Genomic DNA, 14,708 nt, shown 5'->3' with positions numbered 1-14,708 from the left:
AGACATCAGCGGCCTTTTTTGGTGGCCATCGAATCAGCGGGTGAACGATTCACTCGTTGCGATCAACGCCTTCATTTCCACGTATCCTTTGTCGACCTGATCAGCCATGACCGTGAGCAGCAACCGTTCAAGACTGAACCGGTGGTCACTTGTTCCGGTCCTGACATGGATCTCCATCGCAATGACCGGCCCGCCTTCCGAGGCGTACATATCGCGCACTATCAGACTGTGAGCGTTGTCCGGATCGATCAACACCAGTTGTCCGTCCTGCACCGTCAGCAACAGATGTTCGTTCGCAGACATCTCAAGGATCAGGACGGGCAGTTTTGAAGGCTGAATGTCCGGGGAAGGCTGGCATTCGAGCACGATGCAGTCCATACGCTGCCAGTCCTCGTCGTTCAGGCGACAGACCTGTTGCGGCGAGCCGAATGTCAGCAACAGCCTTTCAACGCCCTGCGGCACTACTGCCTGCGAACCCGGAAAGTCACCGCGAGATGCAATGAACATGACCTCTTCATCCCGTTTCGCCAGGCAATCCTGCATCCAGACCGAGATTGAAGGGGCCGGATCAAAGCGCTGAGTGAAGACAACGTTATCCGCGGAGTCAAACGTCAGCGGCACAGATCCACTTTTAATGCCCAGAAACGCCGGCCATTGCCCGTCTGACGGTTTGCGAACGTCAAACAGCTGATCGGACTCGGGGACATAGTACCGATAGCGACCATCCTTCTCTCCGACCGGCATGAAGGCGGCATGAGGAAATGCCGAGACCAGCTTTTGCAAACGGCCGCGCAGCTGGACGTCGGTTGAATGATCAAGGGCGGACCAGCGATTTTCGACACCGAGGATTCTGGCCGGCCGGCCCTCGATCAACGCCAGGTTCACACCGTCCAGAGTCTGCGCCAGCAATCCTTGACCATGAACCTCGACCTCCGCAACCTGCCACTGATCCCAGACGGGCTCCACCTTCGGCAAATGCTCCCGGTTCAACAGCTTCGAGCCTTCGGCAAAGGCGACCCGAACGGCTGCGAAATCGACAAATGCCTGGCGATAGAGCTTGCCCGCCTCCTTGTCGAACACCCAGGCTGCCTTTCCTTCCGGCGTCATGGCGAGCAACGTCAGTTCCCCGCCAGAGCCGCCGTCCACCAGCAACAACTGCCCGGCGATGCACCAAGCCGCCAGGAATCCGGGACTGGAAGTACGAGTCAGACCAATGACCGCAAACGGCGCGGCCTTATACGCTTGAGCCAGCTTCGCCAATGCATCGATCCATTGCGGATTCAGTTCGAACCAGCGCTGACCGACACCGATGAACCGCAGTTCGCCGTCCCTGTCGACTTCGAACAGACGCCCGTCCTTTTTGGTGGCAATGTAACGACCTGCGGTGGAAGTCATCTCGACGACATCGTTTTCGATAACGTCGTCCAGGGTCTCCCTGTCTTCGATCCGGCTCAGCGCAACTCGAATGAGCGTTTCATCTTCCTTGTCATAAATAATCGCGTCCTGATTATCGACCCGGTCCCACATCAACATCGTCCGCTGCGTGACATCGAAATCATTGAGGATGAATTGGTTGTCATGCGGCCGAAGCCATCCAGAGTACGCAAACTCACCGTGGTCAATACAGCGCAACCCAATAAACGGCGCGGATTTCCAGGAGCTCAGCGACGCGGACATTTCGCTGGAGTCATCGGCATACGGCCTGGATCGCATGAACTGACTCAAAGGTTGTTTCCAGTACTCCAGTGTCCTTTGAAGTAAATCTTCAGAGTGACTACTGGCATGGAAGTGGGTGAATGTCAGCTTTTGTCCGCGAATCAGATATTCCAGCGAATAGTCGGTCTCACCCGACCCGGTGATTTCCTGAACGACACGCAGATCTCCGCCGACTGTGCCTTCGAAACCCTTGATTCTTGAACCCTGCGCAGGATTCATCAGGCGATAGCGATGATTGACCGTTCCGGAAAGGGCATCGACACGCCATATCGTCGGGTGGTCGGGATGGTAGAACCACGCATGCTCTGCGACGACAGCCCCCAGAACGATGCCTGTGTTCACTGCGTCCGGCAGATTGCGCGGATACAGCATGCGATCCCGCCCGGCGTCGTAGTACCCGGTGGTCGAGACAGGCCTGTTCGAGACGGTCAAAGGCACATGGAAACCGGATACTGGAATGTGTGACGACGCCAGTCGATTCGCCCGGCGCAGGCTCCTGAGCCTTGCCAGAACGGTATCGGAAATCCGATCCACGTCCGGCGGATCGATTGTGATGCCAACAGCGGATTTACTTGTTTGCCAAACCCTGTCGCTTTCCAGATCCATGCGAACCAGCAGCAACGCATTGTTTTTGCTGCGATCGACCTGAAACAGTTCGCCGCCCTTGAGCCGTATAAAACCTTCAAAGCCATCGATCCGGATGCCGTCGACGATAAGTACAGCGTCCTCGAACCGGACCTGTTCCTCACCGGCCCAAGGCGCGGAAATTACCCAGTCGGCTGTGGCACGAGGCGAAAACGCCACGACGGAAGGTCCGTCAACCAGAGGCGGCGAATTGAGGACAACCGATACCACACCCGGACTGAGCGTCAGCTGCACTTGTCCAGAATGGGCGGTGATCTCATAGGAAATCAGGTTGTTCCATTCGGCCGGCAATTGAGGTACGACCAACTGGCGGCAGTGTTCATTCAGGCTGATGCGGACAGTGGTCGGCTTGTTGAACGGATGCAGTTTGTAGAGGACATGAGGGAACGGGGCCGTGGAAAAGAACTGGAACCGTTGCTCGCCCCGCTCATCGAACTCCAGGCGTTTCTTCCACCCGTCGATGATATTGGGATAGGACGTACGCAGTCCGCTGCTGTCTTGCGCAACCGGTAATGGATAGTCCCCGTAATCCCAGAAACGCTGATAAGCCGTCAGGCGTTCTGACACATCCTCGTCGGGAGCAAAACCGGACGAGCCCAATTGGTATTCATATCCGTAGTAACAGGTTGGCGTGCAGGGCAATACAACTGCATTGACCTTATTCTGCCTGTCGATTCTCAGAGTTGATGGGAGGCGCAGCGCTTCGCGAATATTGATCGCCCGGTGCTGTTCCTGGTCTCTTGCATCGAAGGAGGGAAGCCCTACAGCCTGAAAGATCGTCGGAAAGAACTTCTGGCTATCGAACTCCACGCTGCCCCGCCGTAGATCCAGCGCTGTAATGACGGCTTCAGGTTCGAACCTCAGGACACCCTCCTCTATGTTGTGCCCCGACTCGGTGTAGGCTTCATTGATCAGAAACAAGTGCCGTCCGACCGCTCTGGCCTTGTCGCTGATTTGTCCCAGGTTGCTGGCAATGGCCGCTGCACCGATACCGATGCCCAACAAAGGAACCGACAGCACAGCGGCGGCTGCCCCCACCGTACCGCCGACAGCCAGCGCAGCTATATCCAGACCCAACGCCGCCACATTGAAGGCAAGCTGGGTGGCGAATCGCGAGCGTTGCTCATCATTGGTGGCCACGGTCAGGCCATGGATGTCGAAACCGATGTTGACCGCCGAGAACCCGAGGCCCACTCCCGACGCGGCGCGACCCAGCAGACGCGAGGACAGTGAAGCGTGACCCGCGGCAAGAGCCCGTTCACTCGCCGCCACTTGTCGCACCAGACTGACCATCTGCAGTGCATCTGTCGCGACACCGAAACTCAGTTGCGCATAGCTCACGTATGCCTGGACCTGCAAAGCGGTGGTCAATGCAGGAATCTGCCCCCCTTGACGTTGATACTCTCGACTGCGCATCTCATTGATGATGGCCTGGATAGCGAAGGCAAAACTCAAGCGGCTGCCGCCGTCAGAATCCGCCGGACCTCGCGCCGGACCCGCAAGGTTTTTTGCCAGACGCTTGATGTGCCTTGCGAGTTTGATGAAGCGTGAGTCGACGGTACTGACCTCGACCGAGACCTGGGGATTGCGAGCGTCAACCAGGGTCAGCGTGTAGTGCGTTTTCGATGTTTCCTTCACCGTCTCAAGCAATGGCAGATAGTGCTCCCCAAGTTTATTGTCACTGCGCAAACGCCGGGTTGCTTCTTCGAACTCGCCTGCCTGGTAGCGCGCATCAAGTTGCGCCAGGCCCTCTCCCATCCGCACGTTTTCAGAAAGCGAGCGCATGCGTGCCGACGCCTGTTCATCCCATACCGAAACCGTTCGGCCGACGGTAACCCGTTCGCTCTTCAGAAGGTCGTTCACGAGTAGTTTCGAAGGCAATACCTTGTCGGCAATCGCCTTCGTATCCAGTTCGATCACCGTGAACACGGAGTCCGTCGAACCGGCCAGACCGTAGAGCGCTGCCAAATCACCGTCACTGGCGAGGTGACCCTGTATGGCTCGCTGGAGTTGATCCGCCCGAGAGAATCCGTAAATCGCATAATTCGGGTCGAAAAAGCGATAGGCCGGTTTACCGTCAATGTGAATCCTGGCTACCAGCAATGCATGCTTGCCGGTGTCGAGCAGGTAGACAGCAGATCCGGTTTTCATCTCAAGATTGCGGACAATCACGTCAAGCCCAAGTACCCCGTTCGAGCGCCCGATCTCGGTCGTTGCAACGTCCGACAAATCATCCAGCGCGGCAAACATGGCTCGGGACTCGGCGTCAGTGGGGTCAAGACTGGCATTGGCAATCCGGCCGACCAGCGCACGCTCGGCCTCGTCCCCGAGCCCCAGCGCAGCGGCCATCAGCAATGCCAAGGGAAAGCAGCGGCGGCCGGGATCGTCGGTGCCCAGTCTCAACAGATCCTGGGGAAACTGTCGCGCCGAAATGGCCCCCGCGTTGTAAAACCGCTCCCGGACCCGCGCGGCACTTTCAAGGATTTTCGTCTGATAGTCGCGGCGCGCGGTGCTGTTGATCTGTGCAATGCGCTGCCCCCACTGGTACAGGGTCAGCGGCTCGGCCAATGCACGCACTTTCAGTTCGCCCGCTGTCTCCACGCCAGGTGTACCCCCATGGGCAAGGCCTGCTTCAAACGCGGGAGCCTTGCTCTCGTGGAGGACCTTTTCGATAGCGTTGTAGCGTTTGAAAAAACTCTCATCGGCGGTTCCCAGGGCGACCTCCTGGACTTTTTCCCAGGCCTCGGCAAAACCTTGGGCATCCACGTTCGGTGCGCGGAACAATCCCCCGATGACAGCCCTCTGCAAAGGACTCAATTGATCCAGTGCAACCGATCCGTGGGCAAGCCGGGTCAGGAAATCATTGAGATTGCCGGCGACCTGTTCCCCGTTGGAAACAGGCAGGGCGCTGTCAGGCTGCGCAAGGATTTGCTGTCGAACATCGAAACCCAGGTCGACGCGCCTGCCGACATCGATTTCACCACTGAGTTTGTCTCGCATGGCATTGATCAAGGGCTCGCCCAGATCATTCATCAGCTTCTGCAATACATCGGTCAAGAAAACCGGTTTACCTTCAATAACCGGCCAGCCCTGCTTGAATGTCATATGGTGCTCATTGAGCAACTCCGTCAGGTTGGCGCCATAACGTGACAGGAGCTTTCCATCCTTCCACTTGTTGTGTTCTTTCGTCAGCCATTGTTCTGGATCATCATTGACGGTCCAGCCAGAGATCATTTCCTCTTCGGTATAGACGTTATAACCACTTACCAACTTGAGATGATTACGGACATCATCAACATGATCGGGCAATAATTTATCTTCTATATACTTTGCCACTCCCGCCACCGCCCCACCCGGCCCGGTCAGCGTGATAGTTCCTCGTGCGCCGATACGAATTCCGTCTTGATAATACGTAGCAATGGCTTCAATGAGACTCGCCGATGAATAGTGATTTTTTGAACCTGGAAATCTTCCTTCAGCCTGTTTTTCATTGACGACGTTCTGAATGACGCTGATAACACGGCTATCATCCGTCGCCACGATGCCCGCTGCGTCCAGACGACGTTCGACTTCATACAAACAGTCATAATTCAAACGGATCGCTTGCATGTAGGCCATGGTCATTGCGCTGCGCGGGTGGGCCAGAAAATGCGCGTTCATTTCGTTGTTGGATGCAATGCCTCGCGCGACCCCCAGGCGAACAGCGTCCTGCGGTACCGAGCGGTCCTTCGGGGCAACGAATGTTCTAGAAAGACCCGGCTTCTCGCGGGCGAACGCGAGCAGTTTATCTTTATGCTCCGCAGGAATTTTGTCGGTTCTGTCTGTGTATCGGGACCGATCTCGACCGGGCATCAACGCGGCATCTTCGTTGAGTAGAAGTTGTAGAACGCCGACCTTCGCATCTGCGCTGAACTTGCTGATGTCCACCCCGCCCAGCCCGTCGGCAAACGGAGGCAAATAGTCCATGTCACTGTAGCGGCCGCCCTCCAGAAACCCGGCCTGCAACCTGACGACATCGCTGGCTGCCGCGAAATTTCCGCGCATGCCGACTTCCCGCTGATAGACATCCTGCAGAAAATGTCCGGCAAACTCATGGCCAACGTCACGCAGATGCAGATCGTCACTTGCCATCGCCAGATGCGAATCCAGACACTTCTGGCGGAACGCCTCCAGCACCGTCCGGTCCTTGCCATAAGCGCTGACCATCAACTGGATGCGGGCGTCATCCCTGCGTCCGGCCCATTGTGGCTGGTTGATGTAATCCGACATCTGGAGTTTCAGGATACGCGCGCGGTCTTCAATCATTTGCGACAGCTGCGAAGGTTTGCTGACTTGATCTCCCCCGGACTCCATCGCATGCGCCCTGGCGCTGTCGAGAATGACGCGGTTCATCTCGAAAGCCAGCAGCGCATCGCTGTCGTACCAGAGATTGAATCGGTAATCCTCCGGGCCCAGCAAGGCGCGCCAGATATTCATGTAGTCGCGCTGGATGTTGCCGACTTCACTGCCGCCTACCCAGACGAAGTGCATGATTTTCGGCACGGGACGAGCGACACCCGAAAGCATGGAAACGGTTGCGGAAAGCCGCGATGCGTAACTTTTAATACCGACACGCGCCCGTTCGATGACCGGCGAGGCGGGCCCTTCCATTCGCCCGGCCAACGATTCGAAGGTTTCCAGAAAGAGTTTGACCGGCAACTGCTTTTCGGCGATCGGCGCAGTTGCAACGACAGATTGAAAATAACGTTCCAGCGCCGAGTATTCGGCACTCGCCGAATACTCGGCGAACGCTGCCTTTATTGTCTTAAATTCGGACACTGAAGAAAACCAGGACAATTCTGCAACATCCCCTGGGACATATTCCATAAAAACCACCTTTAACCAACCATCCATTGAAGTCCGGTTCAAAACTACCCAAACAACACAAACATGGCAAAACCATGGAAATTCCAAACATTACAATCGAAACATTAAAAAACACCAACTCGAAGAACAACACACTAACTACCAAAAAACTCTCGCCTGCCGACCTGAAAACAAAAAAAAACAATAAACTTTCCGCACCACAAATTAAGTTTCGGCATTGGCAAACAGCCTGTTGCGCGCACAAACAAAAAGACCGCCGATGTTCGTATCGGCGGTCTTTTTTGTCAGTGTTCACGAATCGGCAGACGCAAGTCCTCGACGTTAAAGCGTAGAGTCGGCAGTGACTTTACCCTTCGCCTCATCCAACAGTTCTTTAAGTTTCACACTATTGCTCCCACCTCTGCGCTCCATCAACCAACGCACGAGCGACGATACCTTGCAACGTCGCAAGCCCTGAACCTCGAGCATCGCATCGCCACGCAGACTGGTATCACTCGCACACGCATTGCGCCAGATCAGATTGTGCTCGCTGTCCGGATCCACCACGATCAAATGATCCCCGACCAGACTTGCCTCAAGCTTCTGTGGCGAATCCGGCGACCAGATCAATCGGCCCGGAACCAAAGGCGTGCCGCCCAAAGGGAAACGGCAATCGACCACCAGAGAATCAAGCTTGCGCGCCAGCGCCGGCGTCAGATGACATTTCATCGAGCCACGGCCCATGCGCACCACCAACATGAGCACGTCGTCGGGGATCAACGGCATGAGGTCGTTCGCATCCATCCGTCCCTGGATCACGAGCACCTCGCCGACGCGCCGGACGTAATCCAGAGGGCCGATCCGATGCTTGCTCGGGAAGCCCTGGACTAAACGCGCCTCAGGCTCGTGCAGCAAGACGTCGGCGTATCGACGGGTTCCCAGCAACTGGAAGTCCTTGGGCAAATCCGCAGCGGCGACGCGGACCAATCGCCCGCTGTCGACGATGTACCACTGCTCGATGGGGTCTCGGGACGCAACGGAAATGAACGGACGATGCGCTTCCGTCGCCAGAAGGGCATGCAGACTCTCGGTCACGGACTCGCCCTGCGCCGCCACCCAGTCAGGCGCCACCGCGACAATCATCGGCTGTTCCTGATAATGCAATTCAAACACCACGCCATCGCGGGTCGTTCCCATGAGACCGGCGCCCTCAATCCAGACATCGGTGAAACTCTGCCGCTCCCATTCCCGTTCCGGCTTGGGCACGGCGTCAGCCTGACGCAACTGCGAGCCACTTCCGAATGCCGGGCCGAGTCGCTGCGGATCAACGAACGCCTGCCGCCAGACCGCTCCCGCCGCCGGATCGAACAACCAGGCCGACTGATTATCGGGAGTCAGTCCCAGCAGACGCACATCGGCGCTACCCACCTCACTCAACAACAGGCGGTTGCCCACGAACCAACCGTGGACACCTGCATCGGCGGCGACATTTGCAATGCCAACGATGGAGAACTGCTCAGCCTCGTGCTGAAGGGCCAGAGATTCCAGCGCCAGCCACCATTGTGCACGGCCCTTGAGCCAGCGCTCGCCGACTCCGGCAAACTGCGCGTTGCCATCGGCCCCCATCTCGAAGACCAGCCCGTCTTCGGTCTTCGCCAGATAACTGTTCTGCTCGGCGATTACCTCCTTGAGCCGATCAGGCTGGACCCAACGATGCGACCAGCGATTCTCGCCCTGCACCACGGTGCGCTCCACCCGGCACAACTTCTGGAAGAGTCGGTCGTAGATGACGAATACATCGTTGTCACCAGCAACGGTGAGCAACATCAGATCATTCAGATTCTGCACAGAGTCACGCCAGCCGCGCAGATGATGACGACGTGGCACCGGACGGATGATCAGGTTGTCCCGGGAACGAATCCACGCCATGTCGCGCAGTGTCTCATCCATTTTCCAGCAGATGGAAACGTAAGGCGCGAACTGCCAGTCGACCGTCGTGTATTCCCGCTCGCCGAGAACCGGCGGGAACAAAAACCTGTCCCCCAGCACAGGCACCCAGTCAGTCAGGGCATGACGGTCATCGAGCAACGCCTCGAATTGCAATTCAAGACCGCGGTTCACCGAACTCAGCCACATCTGTCCGTCGTGAATCAGGTAATTGAAGCGCTCAACCGTTGCGTCCGGCTGGACATATTCCTGCACGACGTGGAGAACCCCATGGCCGTCGGCTTCCACACTGCGAATCGTACCGGTCCCCTGCTTCCTGACCAGCAGGCGATAGCGATGGCTGAGCAGTCCGGTGCTCGCATCGACCTGCAAGATGTCGAAACCGTCTTTTTCATGGAAATACGCAAACTCGCCGGCTACGGCGGACAACATCAGATCCTCTTCCGAGAGATCGTAGTCGTTACGGATGTGCAGAACACGATCCTCTGCGGCGTCATACCAACCGGTGGTGTAACGCGGCGCTTCGGCTTTTTCAAAGGGGATCGGATAGTTGTTGATCCGCGTATAGGGCAGCGCCAATCGATGGTCCCTGGCCAACGCCAGCAGATGATCCTGCAACACCTGACCGTCGATGCCCTTCGGCGCCTGTTCCTGTACCACCACCAACCGGCGTTGCTGACTGCCCTCGACCTTCAGCAGGCGGCCACCGTCGATGACCAGAAACACCTCGGACGGTCCGGTTCCCGACATTTTGAACTGACAGTCCTTCACACTGAACGCGCCGGTCTTGCCGAATTGAATGTCGCTTTCACTCGCCCAGGGTGCTACCAGAATCCAGCGATTGTTCTGTGTGCCCGCTGACACCAGTTCGACATTGGCACCGGGACTGAGCACCAAGGTGCAGAGGCTTGCGCCACCTTGCAGTCGATAGGAAAGTTTGTCCTGCCACGCCGGCGGGATATTCGGCACCACCAGTTTGCGCTCCCGCGCATCGAGCTTGACGCTGATTTGGGTCGCACGGTAATCCGGCCACAGCCGATTGACGATGTAGTGGCTGGGGAACGAGTAGAACGAATGCAGGAACAGCCATTTGCCATCCGGCTTCCTCTTCTCCAGACGCCGGGCGATATCGAAGCCCGTGTCATGGCGTTGCGAGGAGAAAGGCAATGTCTGGTATTCGTAGCGATAGCAGGCCTGGGGCGTACACGGCAAAACGATCGCCTGGTCGGCCGGGGGAACGAAACGCATGCGGTCGGGATAACCCAGTTCCTTGCTGAGGTTGATTGCACGCGCGTAGTCCGCCTCGAATTCCGGCACACCGAAATGATCGCGCAGCGGGTAGAGTTTGGTGCTCTCCAGCGACACCTCTCCAGTGTCCATGTCAATGTCAGTGACTATCAGAGACGCGCGCGGCAGCCAGACATCCTGCGTGGGTTTGTAGTGGTAGGCCTGGCCGCGGTGAGCCTGTTCGAGCTCGTTGAAAAACAGACCGACCGCTTTCGCCTCCTCCGCAATGATCGCGTACGCCTGTGCCAATGCAGTCACGCCCACCGCCAGCCCGCCGATAATCACGCCCGCGCCACCCAGCACTGCTGCCGCCGTTCCGGCCCCGGCAAGCCCCGCGCCCATTCCGGCACCGGTCAGGGCGAGGCTGGTGGCATCGAATGTCAGCTGGGTGGCGTAGGTCACGGTTTCGAGATCGTTCTGCGCCGTCGCCAACTGATAAATATCGAACCCGACGTTGGCCAGCCCCAGCACAGCCCCCACGCCCTCATTGGCCACATGTCCAGCCACCGCCCCGATGGTTTTACCTGTCAATGGCGCCAGCGCTTCGCCGACGACCCGCGCACTGGTCCGGGCAATGATTTTTTCATCGCGCAGTGCCTCCTTTACCAGCGCGATCAGTCCCGCCGCGTCGAACAGAGTGCCATGTGCCAGTTGTGCATAGTTGACATACGCATGCCAGCGCACGGCAGTGGTCATGGTCCGGTCGTCGCCTTCGCGTCCACGCAGGGCATTCATCAATGCCTGAACTGCGAATCCGGCATTGAGGGTGTGAACAGCCGCCGCTTCTGTGGCTTGCTGCGTTGCACCCGCCTTGACCGGCTTGCGTCCGAGGGTCGAGAACAGCTCGGACAGATAGTTCCTGATACGCAACAGGCGCCCGTCGATGCTGGTCACCGTCGCCACGAGCTCACCCGTATTCGGGTCCAGCATGCCAAGCCGGTACGGGCCCTCGTGTGTGAACTCCAGCGAGCTGAACAATGGCACCAGCGGCGACACCGAGTCATGCCCTTCCTGCAAGCGCGACGTCGCGCTGGCAATCTGCTCGGCCCACCAGTGATGGTCGGCATCAAACAACGCGCGGCCCAGGCGCGGATTTTCCATCAAGGCTCGACCGTGCGCACTGTTCAGCCGCTGGCGAACCTTGCGCAACGGTACGTTCGGCAAGGTGTCCTCCGTGAACAAGTGTGCCACTTTGACGCCTGTCGACAGCATCTGCTCCGAGACCTGCTGGCCCTTTATGTCGATCAAATCGAACCGCGGATGGTCGGCCTCACCGTAGGCAGCGTAATGTCTGGCCATCCCCAACCGGAAGAATTTTCCCAGCGCCACTTTAAACGAGACGGAACTGTCGAATTCGAACACACCAAAGTTTGGATCGTAAAAGTGATACGTAACGTTGGTGCCGCTCTCGGTTCTGGCTACCAGCATCGAGTGATTGTCGGAGTTGAGCATCAGGGTTCGGGTACCGACTGATGCCTCCAGCGTTGCGGCGACTGTCTCCAGATCCAGCCGCCCCAGAACGGTACCCACGTCGCCGGCCTTGACCCCGTGCATTTCCTCCACAGCCTGCAAAAACGCCTGGGAGTCAGCCTGATCCGGCTCAAGTACCGCGAGGAAGAACCTTTCGCGCAAGCGTCGGCTGGCCGCTTCACCTTGCGTCAGGGCCGCACTCATCGCCAGCACGAGAGGGAAGCAGCGACCGGCGACCGTGTCACCCGCCCCGTGCAGCAACAGATCCTGCGGTACCATCTTGACGGTACCGGCCTCGAATTGGTTGAGCACCTGCTCCACCCGTTCCTGAACTTGCTGACGGTGTTCCTGGGTGGCGACATACTGAATCAGCGCGACCTGACGTCCCCAGTCATGCAGGGTCACCGCGGTGGACAATGCTGTTTTCTTCAGGCTCAGCGCATTGCTCGAACTCGTCGGCAACACGTCGGCGACACTTTTCAGCCCGGCAACGAACTCGGCTGGGCGCCGCTGGTAGAGATGCTGCTCGATCGCAGCGTAACGCCCGGAAGTCCCGCGTTCGCTGAGGCTGTTGATCAGGTTGTCCAGCGCGCCGCCCAGTGCGGCAAAACTCTGCTCATCCAGTGACTCTGCACCGAGCAATGCCCCGAGCGTCAGACGCTGCAGCGGGCTGAGGTGCGCCAGTTGCCATGCGCCTGTACCCAGACCTGTGAGAATTTCATCCAGCGCAAGACTTCGTGTCACCTCATGACTCCGTGACGCGGGCGGGCGCCGCCTGGTGTCCTGATTGCGGATCAACTGACGATCATTGAAATCAAGCGGTATCCTATCGGCAAACGTGACCGGGCCATCATGGCCGCTCATCATTGCTCGGGTGAAGGGCTCGCCAAGATGGTCAGCCATGCGTTGCAACAGTTCGGTATTGATCACATGGCGCCCCTCGATCAAGGGCCAGCCAAGTTCGAATTCAACGGTGGAGTGCTTGAGCAGTTCGTCAATATTGCCGGCGTAGCGGGTCTTGAATTGACCGTCGCGCCAGCGCTGCTTTTCGGATTCCACCCACTTGTCGAAGTCGGTTTCGTTATCTTTCCACGAGTGATCCAACTCTTCCTCGGTGGCTCGATTGACGACGAGCAAGGGTTCGATCGCCATTTCCTCGCGTGACACCTGCGCCCCCCGAGGCGTTAAACGGGCCTTCTCGAAATCACTCGTGCCATCCTTTATCCCCACTGGACCGGTCAGATAAATCGTCCCTTCACTCTGCGGGCGAATGCCATCGTTGTAGTAACTGGCGGCCGCATCGGCCAGGTAGGTCGCAAAGACCGACTCCATGTCCGGCAGGTCATTGATAGACCCGTAGGTGCGCTCGAGCTCTTCGAGCGCCAGTGATTGCATTGCCTCGGAATCCTCGGGTTTGACCCCCCTCTGCACAGCCAGTCGAGCGGTGGCATCCACCAGTCCGAGGTTGAACTCAAGACGCTTGAGTACAGACTCCAGCACCGCCGAGCCCGGGTGCGCCATCATGTACCCGTTACTGATCGTCGATCTCACCGCCACCGCTCGCAAAGCGTAGGGGCGGACAAGCAAATCCTGAGGTGGTTGAAAAACCTGGGCTAGCAGCGGTTTGCCTTTGGCAAACGCTTGCAGTGCCTGCCGATGCGCTTCGGGAATCTGGTCGGTTCTGTCCACATAGCGGCTTTTCAGCGCTTGCCGCCCCGGCATCCATTCCGGGTTTTCGTTGAGCAACAATTGCAACAGACCCAATCGGGCATCGTCACTGAAGCCACTGATATCGACCCCCCCAACCGACTTCAACAGTGGCGGCAAATTATCCACATCGGTGTAACTGCCACCCTCCAGGTGCAACACCTCGGCTCTTACAACATCCGACGCTGCGGCGAAATTGCCGCGCAAACGCATTTCACGCTGGTAAAGGGCCTGCAGCTGCAAAGGCTTCTCGGCGCCAGCCAGATCGCGCACCTGCACATCACCGTCGACAAGCGCCTGGATACTGTCACGGTTAGTTGTTTTCAGACGCCGTAGTTCCTGTGCGTCCTGCCCGTATCCTCGAACCAGTAACTGCATTCGCGCTGCATCGGCCGACTCGCCCTTGGCGACCGCATCATTAATGTATTGGTACATCTGCTGTTTTAGCGCAATGACACGCGCGACATAGAGCTCCCCCAATTCCCGCTCGGTCGCACTGTCGACACCACCGTGCTGCATGGCATCGGCTTTGGCAGCTTCTACAACAAGCTGGTTGGTTCGATATGCGAGCAAAGCATCATTGTCATACCAGACATTGATTTTATAACCCTGCCCGGCAAGTACCTTTTTCCAGACATTGATGTAATCACGCTGAATATCACCCAGCCCGCCACCGAGCCATACAAAGTGCAGGATTTTCGGCACTTGGGTGGCAGGAGCCTTCATCAGTTCAACGCCGTAGCGCAGACGCGCCTCAAAACCCTCGACCCGGTCGCTTACTTGCGCAAGGCTGAGGGCCGCCTCGCTGTCCGGGCTCGGGGCCGGTGCATTTTCCGCTTCACGGCGCACTCGATGGTTTCCCAGCTCTCCCAGAGCCTGCTTGAACAATGTCAGCGGCTGCAGCAGGCGTGGCGAATCGAGCAGACCGATGCAGGCGAAGTAATAACGAATCACTGCGTCGTACTGCTCAGTTCCTTTATGCGGCAATAATGCCCGCTCCAGGTCGGCCAGCTTGAACAAGTCGACGAACTTTACAAAGCCTTTCTCAACTTTTGAATTTTCAGCACCTTGCATTTTTAAATACTCTTTAA

General features: G+C 57.7%; 2 protein-coding genes. Both read right to left on the bottom strand.

Features of this window, described 5'->3' with window-relative positions:
- Positions 1 to 33 precede the first annotated feature (33 nt).
- On the bottom strand, positions 34 to 7,227 hold the full coding sequence (locus tag JKA62_RS08290) for a TcdA/TcdB pore-forming domain-containing protein (protein WP_201817299.1): 7,194 nt from the start codon (positions 7,225 to 7,227) through the stop codon (positions 34 to 36).
- A gap of 321 nt (positions 7,228 to 7,548) precedes the next feature.
- Positions 7,549 to 14,691, bottom strand: a complete 7,143-nt coding sequence (locus tag JKA62_RS08285; RefSeq protein WP_201817298.1) for a TcdA/TcdB pore-forming domain-containing protein — start codon at positions 14,689 to 14,691, stop codon at positions 7,549 to 7,551.
- Positions 14,692 to 14,708 lie beyond the last annotated feature (17 nt).

This window comes from Pseudomonas sp. B7 (genome assembly GCF_016735645.1).
GTDB classification, from domain to species: domain Bacteria; phylum Pseudomonadota; class Gammaproteobacteria; order Pseudomonadales; family Pseudomonadaceae; genus Aquipseudomonas; species Aquipseudomonas glycinae.
Note: the sequence above shows the minus strand (reverse complement) of the source record. Positions and strands in the feature narration are given on the sequence as shown.